Annotated in this window: 8 protein-coding genes; 6 read left to right on the top strand and 2 right to left on the bottom strand. The window is 59.5% G+C overall.

Annotated elements, in window-relative coordinates; genetic code table 11:
- Positions 1-3: 3 nt before the first annotated feature.
- The gene (locus tag EJ997_RS05980) at positions 4-8,802 is read left to right on the top strand and encodes a DUF5979 domain-containing protein (RefSeq protein ID WP_126703756.1); all 8,799 of its coding nucleotides are present in this window, start codon (positions 4-6) and stop codon (positions 8,800-8,802) included.
- 379 nt (positions 8,803-9,181) lie between these two features.
- On the opposite strand, the gene EJ997_RS05975 is transcribed toward EJ997_RS05980, so the two are convergent.
- Complete coding sequence (locus EJ997_RS05975) at positions 9,182-11,797, bottom strand: LuxR C-terminal-related transcriptional regulator (RefSeq protein WP_126703755.1); 2,616 nt, start codon at positions 11,795-11,797, stop codon at positions 9,182-9,184.
- A gap of 667 nt (positions 11,798-12,464) precedes the next feature.
- Here EJ997_RS05975 and EJ997_RS05970 point away from each other — a divergent pair.
- The 3 genes from EJ997_RS05970 to EJ997_RS05960 all read left to right on the top strand — a co-directional run bounded on the left by EJ997_RS05970 (position 12,465) and on the right by EJ997_RS05960 (position 18,206).
- A complete protein-coding gene (locus EJ997_RS05970; RefSeq protein WP_126703754.1) occupies positions 12,465-15,542 on the top strand; it encodes a DUF5979 domain-containing protein in 3,078 nt (1,025 codons plus the stop codon).
- Positions 15,543-15,678: 136 nt separating this feature from the next.
- The gene (locus EJ997_RS05965) at positions 15,679-17,184 is read left to right on the top strand and encodes a SpaH/EbpB family LPXTG-anchored major pilin (protein ID WP_126704968.1); all 1,506 of its coding nucleotides are present in this window, start codon (positions 15,679-15,681) and stop codon (positions 17,182-17,184) included.
- Between the two features lie 92 nt (positions 17,185-17,276).
- Complete coding sequence (locus EJ997_RS05960) at positions 17,277-18,206, top strand: class C sortase (RefSeq protein WP_228201603.1); 930 nt, start codon at positions 17,277-17,279, stop codon at positions 18,204-18,206.
- A gap of 41 nt (positions 18,207-18,247) precedes the next feature.
- Here EJ997_RS05960 and EJ997_RS05955 read toward each other — a convergent pair whose 3' ends face one another.
- Positions 18,248-18,742 carry a M23 family metallopeptidase gene (locus EJ997_RS05955; protein ID WP_164719835.1) on the bottom strand — a complete coding sequence of 165 codons (495 nt, stop codon included), beginning with the start codon at positions 18,740-18,742 and terminating at the stop codon, positions 18,248-18,250.
- Positions 18,743-19,618: 876 nt separating this feature from the next.
- Between EJ997_RS05955 and rpsB the strand changes: the two genes are divergently transcribed.
- Positions 19,619-20,530, top strand: a complete 912-nt coding sequence (rpsB, locus tag EJ997_RS05950; RefSeq protein WP_126703752.1) for a 30S ribosomal protein S2 — start codon at positions 19,619-19,621, stop codon at positions 20,528-20,530.
- Positions 20,531-20,543: 13 nt separating this feature from the next.
- Positions 20,544-21,386, top strand: a complete 843-nt coding sequence (gene tsf / locus EJ997_RS05945) for a translation elongation factor Ts (RefSeq protein ID WP_126703751.1) — start codon at positions 20,544-20,546, stop codon at positions 21,384-21,386.
- Positions 21,387-21,509 lie beyond the last annotated feature (123 nt).

The following is a 21,509-nucleotide window of genomic DNA, read 5'->3' as shown; positions in this document are numbered from 1 at the left end:
CAGGTGCCGCAGGATCTACCCGGTGGCACCGACATCACCGCCGTCAACCATGTCTCTTCCTCCGCTGATAACTCGGCGCCGGATGCTGACGAGGCCACCGTTACTGTGAATGTTCCCGGCACGATCAATGCAGGGATCACAAAGAACTGGGACCCTTCCTCGCAGTACTTCGAGGAGGGAGCTGAGTCCGCGGTTACCCTTGCCGCGACAAACTCATCGAATATTCCGGTGAGCAGTCTTGTTGTTCAGGACCCGGCAACGGCGGTCGACGGCGCGGACACCCTGGATGCAAACAACCCGTTCAGCATCGTTGACCTCGCTTCGCTTGACAGTGTTGCACTTCCGGCAGGTGCCGACACCGTTCAAGTGGACGCCTACGTTCTTCAGGCAGACGGAACCTATGCATGGGTGACGGGTAACGCTGAGGTGACTGCGGCTCTTCCCACGGGTGTCGACCCAGCCGATGTTGCTGGGCTCCGCTTTACGTTTGCTGGCGAGATCGAGGCTGGCGCCTCGGCCGCGATTGATATGACGGTAGGCCAGCGGGCCACGGACCGCAATGATGGTAGCGACCTGTCGGTTGCTCGCCAGGATGTCACGAACATTGCCTCGGCCACGGCTATTGAGCCCGAGTATGAGCCGGTGACCGTGACGGACAATGCCCCGTTCGCGATCACCCCGGCTCCCATCGAGGCCCTTGCGGCGAAGGACATCCAGCAGGATCGGATCGGTGCCGGCCAGTCCGCATCAGCGACCCTCACCGGTGTGAACCAGTCCGGTGTTCCAGTAGCCGAGCTTGTTATCTCGGACCGGGACTTCTTCACCGACACGATCACTTTTGATGGTTTCAATGCGGCGCCGACATGGCCTGCCGGTGCGACCGACGCCGCTGTCGTCTACCACCCGCTTGATGGTGGAGATCCGATCACCACCGCCTATACGAATGGGGCGACCCCGGCTGATCCCGGGGTTGCCATTTCCGGGTTCGACATCGTCTTCACCGGAACAATTGCGGTGGGTGCGAGTGCGGATGCTACCTTCGATATCGCAACGACCGAGGACGCGGCAGGCGCTGCCCCGAACTCGGTCACGCTCAATAATGGTGTGTCCGTCGAGGTTACTGCCCCGAACGGTCTGTCTGATTCGGATACTGACCGCGATTCGGTTGTTGTTATTGCACCGGGTATTGATGTCACCCTGACGAAGGACGTGCGCCCGAACCGTGACGTCTACCCGGGTGAGACCGTTGTTACCAGCCTCGTCGCGCAGTCGGTGGCGTCGTCCGACTGGGTCACCAACGAGTCCCTCATTATTGAGGATGTCTGGGATGACTCGGCGTCGAACTTCTGGAATGGTTTTGAGCTTTCCTCGATGCCGTCAACCGAGGTTCCGGCCAACGTTGAGCTGAGCTTCTCCGTTCAGGTAGGGGATACGTGGCATGAGGTCAGTGTCTTCCCCGCGGAGACCTCGGCCCGCTTCGTTAGCCTCAATGCATCCGCGCTTGATGCTGCCCTCGCTTCGCTCACGCCGGCCGTTGCCGCTGAGGACGTGACTGGTGTGCGCTTTGAGTTCTCGAGTGATGACGGCCTTCCCGCCACGTTCAATGCTCGTCCCTACGTGGGTTTCACCGCCCTTGAACAGACCCGCCTCGGTGAAGACCTCCCGGACGTAGCTACGGAGTACGAGAACGCAGCGGTTGCCTCAGGAAACGGTGAGACTGGCAATGGAACGCCGGTAATTGACGAGGACTTCGATGTCGATACTGGTGCGGTTGTCCCGTCTCCCAGCGGTCCTGGACCGATTGATATTGTGAAGAGCTGGACTGAGGCGAATGTCATTGCGCAGTCAGGTCAGGAACGGTCGACCACTCTGTCGTGGAGCCTCACGGCAGGGTACGAGAATGCAACGATCACGGATCCGTCGGATCCAACGATCAACATCGAGGAGAGCGTCTACGATTCCTTTGACTTGAAGCGCATTGACCCGATCAACGCTTCGAATACTCCGTACTCGAATGGCTGGTTCCTCAAGTACGACACGATCGAGTCGGTGCGACTCTATGATGGCTCCACTTGGGTTGAGGTGGCCGCTCCAAGCGGTGGCTGGATCCAGAATGGCCGATTCGTTGGCTACGAGCTAACGGCTGCTGAACGCGAGTCGACCGTCGGCTTCCAGATTGTTCTCGGCGAGAACACGGACGCACGCACGAATGCCACCGACCCGTACGCGCCCGAGCCGGGGACCGGTGTCTCCGAAGGCTCAGGACGTGCCTTTACCCTCGACTGGGAAATCAGGAACAAGACCCGCAGCGCGGGCATTTGGGTTGAGCAGGGTGGAACCTACAACACTGCCAACACCGGCGAAGTTCTCAACACTGTTGAACTCGAGGCCGATCCGATCGATGAGAATACGGATCCGGTACGGGACACCGATGCTGATGAAATTCAGATCATCAACGGCTCCCCGAACGTCCGCGTGGACAAGTCGGTGTCGATCGTTAACGGTGAGGATCAGATTTACGTCCCCGCACCCGGTGCCGATCCGAGCCTGTTCCAGGAGATCAACTGGACGGTGAAGGCATCGAGCATGTCTGCATCGAAGGCCTCCTACCTGTCGATTGTTGATCCGCCGCAATGCGATGACATGGGTAGCAACACCGACTGCCAGGTTGAAGCCACGGCTGCGGGCGCGACCACGTCACCGTTTGACCTGGGGGAGATGGGTGATGCGACCGAGTGGCTGGATGAGAGCCCCTTCAACAGGGTTGATCTGACCGGTCTTCAGGTTTCTTCGTCAAGGCCGGGCGAGGTCGACCTTGCGGCTTCACCCGCATGGCTGCTCCGCTACGACGAGGTGACAAACGCGCTCAGCGTTGAAGACACGACCGTGGATGCTCTACCTAGCATGACCGCGGAGGAACTTCAGGACGTTATCGGCGTTGCCGTGACCTTCCAGGGCTCCGACCCGGCGGAAACCGGTGGCACCATCTCGTCGGCAAACGAGTTCACGATTACCTACGAGACGAAGCTTCGCGAGACGCTCCGTCACGACGGTAGTGATCAGACCTTCCTGGCTGGAGAAACCGCGAACCTCACGAACCGCGTATTCGCCCAGTCCTTCGATCCCGTCCTCGCAGACGGCGAGGGAACGGGTGCTCTTGACCCGGCCAGCGTTGTTCTCACCGGCGGTGAGATTACCGTTGCCCCCGGCAAGTCGGTGTCCCCGTCGCTGCTAATCGAGCCGGAGCGGGATACCCCCGTGACGGTCACGCTGTCCGCCAATAGCGGGACGACGCCCAGGAATACGCTCTCGCCTGTCGAGGTGTGGATCCGCGACGACAACGTCAGCTCGCCCGACTTCTGGAACTCGTTCACCTTCACGGGACTTGGAACGATCAGTGCGCCGTCCGGATCGGACCAGGCCGTTGTGTCTGTCTACGGCCCGTTCGGTGATAGCGGGGCGATGGAGTGGATTGACTCTGCTCCGACCGCGCTGGATTCCGTTGAGGTTCCGGTTGGTGCCGAGCAGTACGCGGATATTCAGGGCATCGAGGTGACATTCACCCGTGCTGACGGTGGCCTGTTCTCGCAGACGCTCCCCGCAGCATCGTGGAACGCATCGATTCCGTTCACCGTGGAACTCCGCGACACCTTCCGCGATAGCGGCGAGGAGATTGCCATGGAGGGAACCGTTGAGAACACGGTGACCGTCCAGGCGATCGGTGAACGGGACCGCAGCCCTGAAGTCACGGCTGACGCCGTAGTCGAGCTGAGCCCGGGAACCCAGGAGATCAAGGTCAACAAGCTCGCGAACGAAGGACGCCGCACGGTCAACGTCGGTGTTCCGATTCCGTGGGATCTGACCGTTCAGAACTCTGGTACCGGATACCTGACACTGACGGAACTGCGCGATGAACTGCCAGATTCCCTGCTGTTCAGTGCGGAGTACGCCCCCGTTTACGAGGCGGAGGATGGCGGAACGCTGTCCGAAGACGTCACGCTCGAGGAAAGGGACGGGGAACTAGTCTTCACCTGGCCAGAGGATGGAAACATCATGCAGCCGGGCGAGACGTTTAAGATCCGTATCCACCTTGAGCTCCAGCCGGGACTCCAGGCTGGACAGGAAGCGACAAACGTTATTGTTGCGAACACGGTCGAGACTCTGGATCAGTGTGGCAACACGAGTCCCTATCAGGGCAACACCGGTCACTGGACGCAGGACCCCACGTCGTGTGGCACCTCGGATTTCGTTCAGCCGACCGCAGGAATGAACCTCTACGCGGTCAAGGGAGTCATGGGCTCGCTTGACGGCGCGGTCAATTCCTTGAACGCGGACCTGGCGTGCACACCGAACCTCACGGCCTCGGATGGTGCCGACTACTACCGCTACCCCTGCATCGCGAACTCCGCCATCGGTGGAACCGATTCGTGGGTACTGCGCACCGTCAACGCCGGCACGACAAACATGGACGAACTCGTCATCTTTGACCAGCTTCCCGTTGCTGGCGACAAGATGTATGTCTCCGGTGGCAACCGCGGCTCGGACTACCGTCCGCAGATCACGGAGGCCCCAACCGTTTACGCACCCGAGGGCGCTACCTACACGGTTGAGGTCACGTCCTCCAGCGACGTGTGCACCGGCACCTGGTCGAATCTTGAAAACCAGGAGCCCTGTGAGCAGAACGGTGAAACGTGGCTGGAAGCAGCGAACGACACCGACTGGTCGACCGTCAGCGGCATCCGCATTCATGTTGACTTCGCGGGTACGGATGCGGGAACTATGCTTCCCGGCAACACTGTTGATGTAACGTTCGAGACCGAGAACGCACCGGCCACCGCGGCAGATCCGTCGGGTGCCTCGGTGACCGTCCCGGTTGAGAACGAGCGTGCTATCAACCAGTTTGGTGTGCGTTACCTGCCCGCGAACACAAACTCGTGGGAGAAGCTCACTCCGGCCCAGGTTGGCGTGCAGCTCCCCATCGGTTCCATCGCGGTCACGAAGGACATCACCGGACCCGCCGCGGCCTACGCGCCGAGCGAGTTCCGAGCCGATGTTCAGTGCACCATCGAGGGTGCTCCGGTCGACCTGGGTGACTACTCCACCATTGTTCTCACAGAGGCAAATGAATGGACAGTCCAGATCGACGGCATCCCCTACGGCGCCGAATGTACGGTGACGGAACAGGGCGATCTCGGTGAGTTCGGCGAGACCTCGCGGTCTATCGAGAACGACACGCTCCAGGTTCTGGAGAGTGTCGACGCCGAGGGCAATGTCCCGCAGGCGCAGATCACGACGCTCAGCAACGACTACCAGTTCGGTGACCTTTCGGTCTCGAAGACGGTCGAAACAGACGCCGATCTTGGCGAATTCGGCCCGTTCGACTTTGTGCTCACCTGCCAGACGTTGCTCGGCAACGCCGTGACGTTCGACGATGCCGGTACCGCGGTCTACGAGTTCACCCTCGAAGATGGGGAGACCGTCAACATCCCGGCGAACACGATTCCTGTTGGTTCGCTGTGTGAGCTGACCGAGGTTGGTTCCAATGCGGACAGCATCGTCTACTCCGGTCTCAATGTCACCGCCGATGGCGATACGGCAACGATCGGTGTTCTCTCCGCAGACACCCCGACCGACGTATCCGTCACCAACGGTTACGACGCGGGTCAGATCACCCTTGAAAAGGTGGTCGATGGTGAAGGCGCCGAGATCTTCGGAACCGGCGAGTTCGGTTTCGACCTCGTCTGCATCTACAACGGTGACGAGATCTTCACGGATTCCTTCTCCCTTGTTGGCGGCGGCACCTACACGACTCCGTCGATGCCGGCAAGCACGTCCTGCTCGGTTGTTGAAACAACGACAGGAGGCGCCACGTCGACCAGCATCAGCCCTGCCGAAATTGTCGTTCCGACGCAGGACACCGAGGAACTCTCCTCGCTCCTCGTGACGGCAACGAACACGTTCGACGTGGGTGAGCTCGTCATCGACAAGCAGGTTGTTGGCGAGGGTGCTGATCTCTACGGAGCCGGACCCTTTGAGGCTCAAGCCCAGTGCGTCTACGACGTCGATGGCGTGCCGACCCCCGTGGGCCTCGCAAACGAAGGCCGCGTGACCCTCAGTGAGGCCAACGGCTACACGGCCACCATTGGGAACCTCCCGATTGGTGCTGACTGCACCGTTACCGAGACCCTCACCGGTGGAGCCACCTCGAGCGAAGTGTCGGGCGATGCTGTTATCGCAAATGACCCAGCAGTAGTGACGGTTACGAACACGTTCGACGTGGGTGAGCTCGTCATCGACAAGCAAGTTGTTGGCGAAGGTGCTGATCTCTACGGAGCTGGCCCCTTTGAGGCCCAGGTCCAGTGCGTCTACGACGTCAACGGTGCCAATACCTCGATTGCTCTAGCTAACGGTGGGGTTGTCCCGCTAATGGCGGACAACGGGTACTCGGCCACCATCGGTAACCTGCCGATCGGTGCTGACTGCACGGTCACCGAGACAAAGACGGGCGGTGCAACCTCAACCGAGGTCTCCGGTTCCGGCAGTATTTCAGCAACACCCGCGGTCGTGACGGTTACGAACACGTTTGATGTGGGCGAGCTCGTCATCAACAAGGAACTCGTAGGTGACGGAGCCGAGCTCTACGGAGTTGGTCCCTTCGAGGCCCAGGCCCAGTGCGTCTACAACGTCAACGGAGAGGACACACCGATCACGCTCGCTAACGACGGAATCGTCCCGCTATCGGCAGATAACGACTACACGGCGACGATCGGTGATCTGCCGATCGGTGCCGAATGCACGGTCGTTGAGACTGTCACCGGTGGTGCAACGGCGACCGAGGTTTCGGGCGCTGCTGTTATCGCACATGATCCCGTCGTTGTGACGATCACGAACACGTTCGATGTTGGCTCGATCAGCATCGTCAAGAAAGTTGAGGGAGGGGCAGCGGACCATCCGACTGCAGACCGCACCTTCGAGGTCACCGCATCGATCGACACGACTGCGATCAGTGAAGAATTCCCGGATCCGGCGGATCGTACAATCGAGCTAACCGAAGGCGTTCCGTTTATCATCGAGGACCTGCCGGTCGGATCCACTGTTACCTTCGAAGAAACTGCGCTTGTAGACGATGACATCCTCACTTGGGGCGAACCTGTGTTCACCCCCGAGTCTGTCCTTGTTGACGACGCAGCGATCGACTCTCCTGTTGAGGTCACCTTGACGAACAGTATTGAGCGCACCGTCGGCACCTTCTCGATTTCCAAGATCGTAACCGGCGACCAGGCAGATAACGGTGCTGTTCCCGAGAACGTGACAATAAATGCCACATGGGATGAGGAAGGTGTCACCGGTTCGAAGACCCTCGAGGTCCCGACCGATGGCACCCCGGTCCCGCTCGGTGAGGATCTGTTGATTGGCACCGAGGTCATCCTGACCGAAGTTCCGCTTGAGGACGGTTCCAGCATCGCCTGGGCTGCACCCGCGTGGTCCGGTGACGGAGTCGAGATCGATGGCAACTCCGCCGTTGTGACAGTCGGACGTAACGCTGAGGCAGCTGTCGTGGTCGAGAACCATGCGGCAACCTCCGTTGCTGGCCTCTCCATCATCAAGGGCATCGCCGGTGAAGCAGCCGACGAGGTTGCTCCCGAGACCGAATTCCCGGTCACCGTCACCTGGACCGACGCTGATGACGTCGAGCAGGTTCGCGAGCTCACGATCAACGCTGTCGAGCCCACGCCCCTTGGCGAGGATCTGCCCGCCGGCACGGTTGTGACGATCACCGAGGGCGACCGCCCCGGCTTCGACACCGTGATCTGGGATGAGATCGTCATCTCCGGTGACGACGTCACCGACAACGGTGACGGCAGCGCCGACGTTGTTGTCTCCGACCAGCAGGACGATGTCACACTCGTGACCGTCACCAACGAGGCGACCTGGGCCCCTGGCACCTTCACGCTCGTCAAGTACGTTGAGGGAGTCCTCCTGGACAATCCCGACGTGTCCGAGACCGTGACGATCATTGCAACCTGGGTTGAGGCCGATGGGGAGACTGGTGACCTGGTCACCGTTTCCCGTTCGATCGAGGTCCCGGTCGACGGCACCCCCGTCGATTTCGGAGAGTATCTGCCGCACGGCACGGAGGTCACCCTTGTCGAGGATGCTCTCGCCGGCAACGCGGCCTTCACGTGGGCAGCTCCAGCCTGGGGCGAAGTCGAAGGCCTTATCATCAACGAGGACGGCACCGCGACGCTGACAATCGCAGCGGCACAGAACCCGACCGTTGAGATCACCAACGTTGCTCACGCAACGCTGGGCAACCTCTCGATCGTTAAGGAACTCTCCGGCTCCGGAGCGGACCTTGTCCCGGCGAACACGACCTACCCGGTCACCGCCACGTGGACCGACATCCTCGGCGCCCCGCAAAGCGTTGAGCTCGAGCTCGTCGCAGGGGAGCCCGCCACCATCGAAAACGTGCCGTTCGGCACCGAAGTCACCCTCACCGAGGGCGAGTTCGATGTTCCCGCAACCGTGACGTGGGAGGGAGCCGAATGGTCGGCTGACTCCAATGTCACCATCAGCGGCGACGGAACCGAGGTCGTCATCGTTGTCGAAGACGAGGCAGGCACCGCCGTCTCCGTCACCCTCGACAACGATTTCGATGAGATTCCCGCGGACCCGGAGGATCCCTCCGGTCCGGACATGCCGGTGACGGGTGCGGACGTTCGCAATGCGATCGTGCTCGGACTCCTCCTCCTGGCAGCAGGCCTCGTTGCGCTCTACACGGCGCGCAGGAAGAATGCCTAACAACCGATGGATCAATCCATCCGGTAAAACGACAGGTGGATGACTCCACCCGGTCAACCAAGAAGCGGCGTCAGTCTACGGACTGGCGCCGCTTCCGTTGATAGGGAAAGAACCGTGAGGACATGGGATCGGGAGCGGTGGAGAGCACCTCCGATTGATCCCGTGGGAATCCCGTGCGTCACCTTCGGGGCCTGGATCGCAATAGCAGAATAGCGGCTGCTGGACTGAAAGCAGCTCGGATCGCGGATTCTCCTCAACGGCAACTCGAGGAGCGGGAGCCGCGTGTTCATACGTGGAAGTCGCAGATCTCCTAGGACGACAACGAGAGTTACCGTTCCCCAATGGTGTCAGCACAAGGCCCGATGCGGTAAGCGGACAGCTAGAGGCTCAGGCCCTGCCTGACGGCATCCTTTCTGTTCGTCACCCTGAGCTTCCGGTAGATCGATGCCTGGTGCGAGCGGACCGTGGCGGGGGAGAGGAACAGATTCTTTGCGATCTCCTCGGCCGTCATCGGTGTTGCCAGGAAACTGAATACCTCGTACTCGCGCTCGGACAGCAGTGCGCCGACACCGGTGGACTTGCGGCTTCGAGCAGCATCTGCCGCAATCCTCGTGATAAGGAAATCGTTGTGCTTCGTCCCCGAGTAGGAATGTGTTGTCATGAGTTCTCGGCTGGCGTCATCCAGGTAAATGAACGGAATGAGAACGCCCTCCGGTACTGCCGCGTCGAGGGCCGACTCAAACCGGCTGTGCGCCCTGCGCTTGTTTCCCTTCACCCAGTCAATCGCCGCGAGGGTCTTCTGATAGAGCGCAAGATTGAAACTGACGAGGGAGGTGTCGTCCACGTGGTCGAGTTCGCGGCGTGCACGATCGGGCAGTCCCAATCGGAACCACAGTTCGGCGATGATGATCCGGGTGGTTCTGGCCCACGAATGTTCCTTGACATCTTCGAGAAGGGCAATGGCGCGGGTGCGATCCCCGCGGGCGAGATGAAGGCAGACCTCGGCAACATGCTTGTATATCGGCCAGGGCATGCCATGAGTCTCCTCATCGTCCATCTTCCCCACCATGATCGTTGCCTCATTCAGCAGGGATGTGTCGCGCGACAGGGCAGCAGCATACGCAAAATAGAGTCGAGCAAGGTCTGTTTCGTCAACCCCGTAGCCGTCCACGCTATCGATTTCACGGACGAGCTGAACCGCGCGGTTCATGTCACCCTGCCAGAAAGACATGAAAGCATCCGGCCAGGCGACCACGTGGCCGACAACCGGGCTGTTCGGCGCCGACACTTTGTGATCGGTGTCAAACTCGTCAAGGAGGTGCCGGGCAACCCGGAACCGGCCCGAGAAAGCCTCCGCCGTGATAAGGCCGACCTTGGCGCTCTGTCCGATTAGTGGGAAGCCGGCGATCTCGGCGCTCGCGGACACGCTACCGAAAAGGGCGGCGGCGCGCCTGGGGGCGCGGCTCAGCTTCAGGCAGTTCCATGCGGTGATAAACGTACCGTGGGTAAAGAGACTTCTGTGGAGCTGTGTCGTTGTCAGGATCTCCTCGGCAGTGCTGACAGCCGCATCCAGTCCCGAGTGGTTCTCCAGCAGGAGGAGCTCAGCGAAGGCCTTGGTGATTCGAGTGCGTTCAGCCTCGTCCCCTTCGAGGGTTGCGATGCCGCGATCGGCACGTGCCTTCAGCATCTTGGCACCGATGGCATCCCCCAGGATGTCACGGCAGCAGGCGCGGATATAGAGAAGGCTCGGAAGTTTGCGTCCGGCAGTGGGAACCTCGAGGCAGAGGCTTTCAAGAGTTGCCGTGTGGTCGCTCGTGATCATCTGGAGCCACACGTCCTCAATCATATGAACCGCGAAGTCGGGGTCCTTGACCTTGAGTGCGTGGGTGATGGCAACCGAGGGATACCGCGTTGCCATCCACTCCGCCGTTCTCCTCTGCATCGCATCGTAGTGCTCGGGGTCGCGCTCCTTGAGAATGTCCTGGCAGCTCTGGGCAAAGAGCGGATGCCAACGGAACCGAGGATCACTGTCCTTGTCTCTCAAGAGTTCAAGGAAAAGTCCCCGGCGCTGGCATTCTTGTAGGAGAGCAGGGCTACTGATGTCACCTGTCAGGTGCGTGACGAGCTTCGGGCTGGTGCCCGTTGAGGCAGTGGCGGTGAGAACGAAGTCCTGGAGCCGCTTGGGCAAGCTGGTGAGCGCTTCGTTGACGATGTATTCGGTGAGGAGGGTCGGGGCCGTACCGGTCTCCACATCCACGGTGGCCTCGTACTGGCTCTTAATGAGGAGCTGAACGGCGACCGGCCACCCGTGCGTTTCCTCATGCATGCAGCGGTTGGCGGCATGGATCCGCTCGGGGTCAAGACCGGCAGCGGTAGCAAGCTCGGTCGTTTCCTCCCGCGTGAAAAGGAACTCCGAGTGGGGAATCGTGTGGGCAATGCCCTCGGCAGTCTCCTTTGAGAGCCACGAGGTGAGCGACTGCATCCCGGACAGAATGAAATGCAGTTGGCCCCGGCTGTAGCGAGCCAGTGGCACCACCAGATCTGTGAGTGCCTTTTTGCTGAGGTAATGAGCATCGTTGATGACGACGACCGTGCGCCTGTCCTCGGGCAGATGGGAGAGCATCGAGGCAATGCGGGAATGTAGCGGGTCATCGTCCTGATTGAGCCGCGTGATCTCATCGTGGATCCCTTGATTGCCCGGGTACAGATAATGAAGCGACGAGAGTATCGCAGCGAAGAGCGGGACCGGATCTGAGTAGACCGCAAGGGCCGTCACCCATGCAGTACTTTCCTTCCGAGCATTGGCCATAGCGGCAAGGGCGGTGGCCTTGCCGAATCCCGGGGGAGTCTCAATAATTGTGATCGGAAAATCGCTACTGCTTGACTCAAGGAGGTCATCGAGGCGTGGTCGTGGGAGTGACCCTGGATTCGGCTCTGGTATGGAGACAAGGAACCAAGGCGTAGTAACAAGACGCTTGAAAGCACTCCGAGGCATAGCTAACTCTCCAGCTCGGGGGGTGCCCGACAGGCTCCCTTGCCAGGTGTGAACCACCGGACGACTCTGACTGATCGATTAGAAGATCGTGGAATGACTGTATGCCTTTTGCGGTGATTACGCAAGGATTCAGGCGTGTCTCATTAAAAAAACGATGAGTGGCGCGCTTCCGGGTGATCCAGGTGTGATCCGATCCGGGCAGTACTGATTACTCATCAATAAAGGACTCTCATTCATTAAGTCCAGCAGTCATTTTCATCAATTAGTTTCTAGATTTCTCATAATTTGATGATGAAAACGGGACGATTTAGGCGCATATCGATTGAGCAAGTGGTCCCGAGGGCAAAGAATCAACTGCAAACCGGAACAAAAGATGTCTCGGTTTCTGAGCAGTCCGCCCGGACCCGAACTATCAGCCTTCTTGACGAGAAGGGGATAGAAGTCGGCAGCGAGCGGGTGGCTCATCTCTTTGGATAAAGCTGTCTGTTTGGGTGGGGGTAGTCGTGCGACATACATGTGTGAAGCGCTTTTTTGCTACGGCGACGGTCACGATCGCCACGAAACTCTGCGTGTCCACCGCTTACACGAGGTCGATTGACCAATCGTTTCTAAGCCCTACGTCAGTCCGCGGTAACCAAACGGGCCGGCATCGCTCGAGGTGAATGACATGAAGAGAACAATGCGATCACATAACTGGCGGTCACAGATGACAGCGGCCCTCGCCGCCGCCCTCTTAGGTTTGAGCCTCGCTCCGCTCAGCGTGGCAGCAGCGGGAGATTCGGATGATACGACGGGCGGCGGTGCCGAGATCGAGAAGCCCGCCGATCCGATTGAGAGCCACTCTCCCGTGGAGGACCCTGTCGATCCGGTAGTCGTGCCGGCACCGGATGATCCCGTCGATCCAGTAGTCGTGCCGACACCGGATGATCCCGTCGATCCGGTTACCGCTCCCGAGCCGGACGATCCCATCGTTGAAGAACCGGACGAGCCGGCAACGCCAATTCCTGGTGACGAAGGCTCAGGGGACCTGGCTGATGAGCAGGATATCGTCGTCCAAGACGACGTGGTTGGAATCGATGAGGGTCAAGAAGATGGTGAAGCGTCGTCGCTTGCCAGTGAGGCCGCGATTGAGCCGATGGCGGTGGGCTCGCCTGATGAGGCGTCGCCCCCCTTCATCTATTGGGATGTGAAGAACGCAAGTGGGAACCCGGTCGGCGGAGCGACATTTACTATCGAGTATCGTGGGTTCGCACGTTGGGCAGGAGCTACCAGTGTCGACGACTGTATCGCCTCCCCGTGTGACGGGCCAGACCTAGATCCCGATCCGGGTGAGTTCCTGGTGAAGCAATTTGGTGGACACAATGTCGTAACCGATACGAGATATCAGATCACGCAACAATCTGGTCAGTTCTCGTATGGGGAGGCGAATTATGAAAGACCTTCCAGCAATTATCAAAAGAGTATTGGTTATTCCGGGGGTTTCAATAATGCACACGGCCAGAGTACTCATGGCTTCGGCACGTTTGTGCAACAATTTGTCAGTGTCAATGTCAATCCGATGCCGAACCCGGCACTGCCCAACCAGTGTGGCCTGAGTATCGCTCTGGTTTTCGACCTATCAAACTCGTTGAGCGATAGGGATGTCGATAACTCTAAGAATGCGGGAGTGGCGTTTATTGACGCCCTTGAAGGTACGCCCTCAAGCGTTGGCATCTATACGTTTGCAACGTTTGCCCCAGCGGGGTCGAATACAAATCTCCCCGCAACAACGGTGGCGACGGATGACGGTGCTGACGTGGTTCGTGCACACATCAACGGTCTTTCGCGCCCGACCAGCGCTCAGGGTGGAACGAACTGGGATGCTGGGCTTGGGCAGGTTGCCGGTGGTTATGACATGGTCGTTTTTATTACCGATGGAAAACCAACCGCTTACGGCACCCCGGGAAGTGCTCCGCCCGGAAATAATGACTACGGGACACGTTTCGATCAAATCGACCTTGATACTGCGATTCTCCGGGCCAATGATCTGAAGTCGAATGGCGCGTTTGTCATGGGGCTCGGTGTTGGTAGCGGTGTCGACGAGGAAAATATCAAGGATGTTTCCGGCGACATAGAAGGTACTGACTACTACCTGGTTGCCAATTACGAAGCACTTGAAGAGCAGCTGGAAGAGCTTGCTCGTAAGAACTGCAGGGGCTCTGTCTCCGTAACAAAGCAGATCGTTGACGCCGATGGTGAGATAATCGATTCTTCCCCCGCTGGCTGGTTCTTCACTGCTGCCACGACTGACGCAGTGCTGGTCGCAGACAATGAGTCTCTTGTTTCTTCACTGGGAAGGGTGACTGATGAAGAGACTGGAGCCGTCAACTTCCGTCTGAATTTGGGTACGGATCCAACAGCCTCACGGACAGTCACAGTCACTGAAACTCAGCAAGCCGGATATGAGCTCGTGCAACAGAACGGTGTCAACGCAGTCTGTGAAGCAAGTGGAGCACCTGTCCCGGTCACAAATAAGGGAGCCCTAGCTTTTGATGTCGATGTGAAGGTAGATTCCATCGTTGCCTGCACAGTCTTGAATCAGGAACCTCCCAAGCATGGTGCACTCACCATTGAGAAAAAGTATCTCAATGTCCCGCCAGAGACGGCTGACGATGCGTCCTTCACTGGAACCTACGCCTGCTCCATCGGAGGAAACGAGACGGCCGCAGGCACATGGACCGCCAGTGGGGAGGGCCCCGCAGTCCTGACAGAGGCATCTGGTTCGGTGCCCCCCAACCAGATTCCGGTTGGCTCCGGGTGTACCGTGACTGAAACGGGACCGGATGATACTGCCCTTCCCAACACGTCATGGGAGTGGGGAACTCCGACCATCGAGTACCCGGAAGCGGCTGACTCCGCGACTGTCGTGGCCAATGATGCCGTCAACGTGGTCGTCACGAACACCGCCGACCGCGTGTACGGCAATTTCGAGGTAACGAAGATTGTCGACGGCACTGCTGATTCTGAATTGGAATACAGCGGGGACTGGCAGTGTGTTCTCGGCGATGAAACTGTCACCGGTCAATGGGGGCCGATCAAGGACGGTGAAACCTGGGCCTCTGATGGTACGCACCTGATCCCGCTTGGTTCCGAATGCTCAGTTGTCAATGAGAATGGACGTCCGGACGTTCCCGTGGCAGACGATCCCTCCTACAGCTGGGACGGGGAGCCGACTATTGGCGATCCAGTCACGGCAGCTACTCAGGCATCGACGATCATCGTGACAAACACGACCCTTCGTGAACTCGGCAGCGTGGAGTGGACAAAGGTCGATGACTCTGGTGCGAAGCTGTCGGGCTCGGAATGGGAGCTTGCCGGCCCCGACCTGTTCAATGACGGTGACGTGCTAGCGATTACCGACTGCACGGCTGATTCCTGTGCTGGGCCCGATGCGGACCTGGAAGCCGGCGTGTTCCAGATCGAGGACTTGCCCTGGGGTGAATACACGCTCACCGAAACGAAGGCGCCGGCAGGCTACTACCTGAACAGTGACCCCATCACCTTCACCATTGGAAAAGAGGACCCTGCCTCACTCGAGGTGACCCTCGACCCAGTTGAAAATGAACGAAGAGATCCGCCTGCCCTACCGTTGACCGGTGGCATGAGCCGCGATTTCTTCATGATTGTTGGCCCGTCGATTCTCCTTCTCGGAGTGGGCGGCATGGGCTACGCGCACCTGCGCAAGAACCGCAGGGAGGTGGCGTAGAGGGTTTGGACTCAACCGGCGCTCATTGGCTCAAAGTGAGCGGCAAGCATTCGGCCTCGGGCCGCAAGGAAAGTAGAAAAATATCGACCCTCTACGAAGCCACAGGCGGCCGAGGGAAAGAAAGGAAGCGGTAGAAATGTCTACGAAACACACCGCATTACGGCGATTTGCCGCTGGGGCCGGTGCATTGGCACTCGCACTAGCTGGATTCGCTGGGGTGGGTACAGCCGCGATGGCTGATGAGAACGATCCCGTCGGGACCAACATAGGCCCCGATCAGCCGGGAGCCCCCGATGACGGCACACTGACGATCAACAAGTATTCGGGTGGCCCGGTGGGCCAAGGGGAAACACCCGACCGGGACAATCTCCTTGACGGTGTCGAGTTCACCGTGACCCGAGTTGGGAAGGTTGATGGGGGCACATGTGTCCCTCTTGACCTCACGAACGCGAGTCATTGGGATGGCTTAGAAGACCTCTTTGACAGTGCTCCCGCAGCGCCGGCGGACCCCTTCTGCTTGACCACCACCGTAAAGGATGCTGTGACGGTCGGCGGAAAGGTGACGTTCACTTTGGATGTTGGAATCTACCTGGTTCAGGAAACTGACCCGGGAGACCATCCGATCGTTTCCAAGGTTCCCGACTTCTACGTCTCCATCCCGACCTCCCTTGGGGAAGGCGGAGCTGGCTGGACTTACGACGTTGTGGCCGATCCGAAGAACCAGCTGATGGACGTGCCGTCGAAGACCATCGACGAAGATCAGGTTGATTTGGTCGTTGGCTCGGATGTCACCTGGACCCTGAATGTGCCCATCCCGGTGTTGAACAACGACGAGACTTTCACGGAAGCGGTGATTACGGATACCCTCGATTCCCGGCTCACCTACGTTCCAGGCTCGTCGACGGTCACGATCGATAGTGATCCGGCCACACCTCTAGTCGATGGAACGCACTACAACGTGGAAGGGAATGCGGTCTGGACTCTGACGGAATCCGGACGTGCCCTCCTTGATGATAACCAGGGCAATAACCTGATCATCGAGTTCGATACGACCGTCACGTCAGTCGGTAATGGGTCGATCCCGAACGATGACTATGCGAGCAAGTTCAACGGAACCACCGTCCCGGGTGAGGATGAGCCGCATACCTACTGGGGACAGCTCTCAATCCTGAAGACCGATGACTCGGAAACCGCGCTTCCTCTTGCGGGCGCTGAGTTCCAGGTGTTCGATGCTGCTGGCACTCAGTGCCCCGCTACGGTCCCGACCGGTGACCCGGTGGCGACCGGCGTATCGGGTGATGACGGCATTGTCCTGTGGGATTACACGTCACCGGCAACGTCGCCCCTCGGACTGTGGATTGCCAACTCCGATGATCCGCTGAATTCACCTACCAAGGATTACTGCGTCTACGAGACCGTGGTCCCCTCCGGGCACTCGGCAGGTGTTATCACCAACCCCGTGACCATCAGCGCTGGTGAAAACAACGTCAATGCATTGACGATCGTCAACCCCAAGACCGATGGTCCGGACCTTCCGCTCACCGGTGCTCAGGGCACGCTGCTCATGACCGTTGGTGGCCTGGTTCTCGTTGGCATTGGCGGTGGAGCTCTTGCTCTGACCCGTCGCCGCAAGACCGAGTAGTCAACAAACGGGAACGATTCAGTGATGGTTGGGTTGTGGCGGCGGGATTCCGCCGCCACAACCCTCCCGGAAGCAAATGAAAGGTAGTGACAGTGGCAGGCACGGTTGTCTCGCAACGGGAGGTCCCGGCACAGCGCCGGTGGCGGTTCCCGTGGGCACAGTCAATCGCCTGCCTCGTCATCCTCGCCGGTGTTCTCGTCACCCTCTATCCGCAGATCGCTTCATGGTTCTCGCAGCGCGAGCAGTCAAGAGTCATTGAGCTGATGAGGGAGAGGATGGACCAGCCGCCGCAGAACGATCCGGTTCTGGCCAATAGTGAGCTCGAACTGGCCCATGCCTACAACGACGCCCTAGCGTCGGGCGCAATCTACGAAGCAAACACGAACGTTGCCACCGGTGAGGGAACGTTTGCTGACGGCGGCTTTGACTATGAGGAACTCCTTGCCCTGACAGGCGGAGGATTCATGGGCCGGCTCCGCTATGACGACTTGACAATCGATCTACCGATCTATCACGGAACGAGCGATACGACGTTGGAGAAGGGCGTGGGCCACCTTGAGGGGACCTCCCTTCCGGTCGGAGGGGTTGGAACTCGCTCCGTGCTCACCGCGCACCGGGGACTCCCCGAATCGACACTCTTCAACAACCTGGATATGGCAGAGGAAGGCGACACTTTCTCCGTCCTTGTTCTCGATGAAGTACTGACCTATAGGGTCGTCAGCGTTCAGGTCATCGAGCCTGATCAAACGGAGGCGATCTTCGCAGATCCCGAGCGGGACCTCATCACTCTCGTGACGTGCACCCCGCTCGGCATCAACTCGCACCGCATTCTTGTCACCGGAGAACGAGTCACACCCACGCCGATCCATGACGTCGAAACAGCTTTTGATGCTCCCGAGATTCCAGGATTTCCCTGGTGGGCGGTCATCCTGTCTGGGACCGTCATCGTTCTCGTGGCCTATATCTGGAGGAGTGGATATGGGAGGGCCACCAAGCCCATATCCGCTCCTTCGCCTCAATAAGAGGACCACCTATTCCAAAGTAGCGGGTTGATCGTCACCTTCTACTTGCTGACGGGATAGAGCCTGATCTCGACAGCGTCGAGAAGAGAGAGGGGATCGTAATAACGGTCCCCTCTCTTGGCGCCCCAGTGAAGACAGGTACCGAGAAGACAATGTCCTTCCTCAATCGTGCCGATGACATCGCCCGTATTGACCCAGTCGCCGATAGAGACCGATGGGTCCACCGGCATGTATGTCGTTCGGATACCGGTGGAGTGCTCGATCGACACCACGTTGTTGTCAACGACGAGCCCCGAGTAAACAACACGGCCAGGCCCGGCCGCCCGGATCTTCTCGCCGGACCGCGATGCCAGGTCGACTCCGCGATGACCGGAGAGCCAGTTGTGCTCCAGCCGATCAAAGCCGCGCAGGACGGTCTTGGAAGATGTTGGCCAGTCGAAATCATCAATTCCTATCGGAGCCGCTGATGACGTGAATCCTCGCGCTCCGTCCTCGACACGAAAATTGTCGGCCGGCGAAGACCGCGCTGAGAACAACTGCGGCGTTTGCAGCCCGCTCTGCTCTGGAGACGGATAGAGCGAAAGCTCTGGGACAGAAGGACCTTGCTGGCCCGATATTGCTTGCCCGAGTCATTCTCCAGCAGGTGAGTGGCTCTCCTGGGGGATCAATACTGAACTGCGGTGCGACGAGACTGGACGACGATGTGTAGGTCGCGGACCGCGGCAAGAAGAAATTTGCTGGTGAATTTGCTGGTGAAGAAGTACTGGGTGGCGGAACTGAGCTGATCGGTGCAGTGCTGGCCACCGGCTCCGCCGAGTCCGAGGCGATAAAACTACCTGGATTCTCAAGCGTGGTCGGAGCAAGCGAGGCGACGGGAAGGAGTGTCAGGGCAAGCAGGATTGAGATCTTCATGCCTGAAGTCTCGAGCTAGCGAGCTTGACACAGATGCGGGGGAGAACCCCCGGGGGAACGGTCAATCATTCCCCACGTGTGGACGTATCGTGAGTTCCGAGAATGACAAGAGCAATTTTTACGTTGGAGTTCCTGCTGACCAGTCCGTTGCCGTTGCTCCAGATAGTCACCCCGGCCGTCATCCGGCAGGCACACATCCGCATCGAGTGCGGATTTCGACCATCGCTGTTATTTTCCTAAGACTGTCTCAGGATGCTCGGCTTGGCCTGTGGTTTGTGGACGAGGATCACAGCTGGGGAGGACCGAGAGCGTGGTGGTTTGGTGCGGTTTTCCGCTAGGATAGGTGGGCATTCGGTTTATCCGAATGACTTCGCGTGTCCGAACACACCGACGATTCCAGTCCGCATCAGCGGTCCGTCGTCGCCGGGCACTAGGGACGGGACCACCCGGTTCACGTCAGTTAACTGGAAACCGCGCAATAGCGCAACGAAAGGCTACACATGGCAGTCGTTACCATGCGCCAGCTCCTTGAGAGCGGCGTCCACTTCGGGCACCAGACCCGTCGCTGGAACCCCAAGATGAAGCGCTTCATTCTCACCGAGCGCAACGGCATCTACATCATTGACCTCGAGAAGACCGTTGAGGACATCGAACGCACCTACGACTTCGTCAAGGAGACCGTTGCTCACGGTGGCACGATCCTCTTTGTCGGAACGAAGAAGCAGGCCCAGGAGGCCATTGTCGAGCAGGCTTCGCGCGTTGGCATGCCCTACGTGACCGAGCGTTGGCTCGGCGGTATGCTCACCAATTTCTCCACTGTTCACCAGCGCCTTCAGCGCCTCAAGGAGCTTGAGCTCGTCGACTTCGACGACGTTGCTGGCTCCGGGCTCACCAAGAAGGAACTTCTCATGATGTCGCGTGAGAAGGAAAAGCTTGAGCGTACCCTCGGCGGTATCCGGAACATGAACAAGATTCCTTCCGCCATCTGGATCGTTGACACCAAGAAGGAGCACCTCGCGGTCTCCGAGGCTCAGAAGCTCAACATCCCCGTTGTCGCTATCCTCGACACGAACTGTGACCCGGATGAGGTCGACTACCGTATTCCCGGCAACGATGACGCGATCCGTTCCGTCTCGCTGCTGACCCGCGTTGTTGCTGACGCCGTTGCTGCTGGCAAGATCCAGCGCGCCGGTGGCGAAGCCACGACCGAGGAAGAGCCCATGCCCGAGTGGGAGCGCGAGATGCTCGCCAAGGCTGACGCTCACGACGACAAGGTTGCCGCCGAAGAGGCCGCTACCGAGGAGACTGCTGCCCCCGAGGCAACGCAGGAGCCGGCCGCTGCTGAGGCAGTAGAGGCTCAGACTGACGCCGCCCCCGAGGCGGAGACCACCACAGAAGCTGACAAGGCCTGAGAGGTAACCATTCATGGCTAACTACACCGCTGCCGATATCAAGGCTCTGCGCGAGAAGACCGGCGCAGGCATGCTCGACGTCAAGAACGCACTTGCCGAGGCCGAGGGCGATCCCGCCCGCGCCGAGGAACTCCTTCGCCTGAAGGGCCTCAAGTCCATCGCCAAGCGCGAGGGACGTACCGCTTCCGCAGGCCTCGTTGTCTCGAAGGTTGTTGACTCGGCCGACGGCCAGACCGGCGTCCTCATCGAGCTCAACTCGGAGACCGACTTCGTTGCAAAGAACGACAAGTTCGTGACCTTCGCTGACAACGTCCTCGAGGCCGCTGTCGCATCGGGTGCAAAGACGGTTGACGAGCTTCTCGCAGCCAAGCTGGACGAGGGCACCGTCGAGGACGGCCTCAACGCCATGCAGGCAGCAATCGGCGAGAAGATCGAGATCGGCCACGTCGCCACCGTTTCCGGTGAGAACGTTGCTGCCTACATGCACCGCACCGCGACGGACCTGCCCCCGCAGGTTGGCGTTCTTGTTGCAACCGACGCCGCAGGCGCCGGCATTGCACACGACGTCGCGGTTCACATTGCTGCTCTCAACCCCTCGTACCTCGACCGTGACTCCGTCCCGGCCGATGTTGTCGAGAACGAGCGTCGCATTGCTGAAGAGGTCACCCGTGCAGAGGGCAAGCCGGAGCAGGCTATCGCCAAGATCGTTGAGGGGCGTCTCGGCGGCTTCTTCAAGCAGATTGTTCTGCTCGACCAGGCCTACGCCCGCGATCCGAAGCAGTCGGTCGCCCAGGTCGTCCAGGCCGCTGGTGGCACCATCACCGGTTTCGCACGCGTCCGCGTCGGTGCCGAGTAGTCACACTCGTCTAACTTAGACAGCCAGTTCCCCCGCACATGTCGTGCGGGGAACTGCTTTTGGAGGAGGCTATCGGCTTCAGTCGCGGTTAGTGCGGGAAGGAACCTACTTCCACCGGGGAGA

The organism is Flaviflexus ciconiae (assembly GCF_003971195.1).
GTDB lineage: Bacteria > Actinomycetota > Actinomycetes > Actinomycetales > Actinomycetaceae > Flaviflexus > Flaviflexus ciconiae.
The sequence above is the reverse complement of the archived record's forward strand: the minus strand, read 5'-3'. Positions and strand labels throughout refer to the sequence as shown.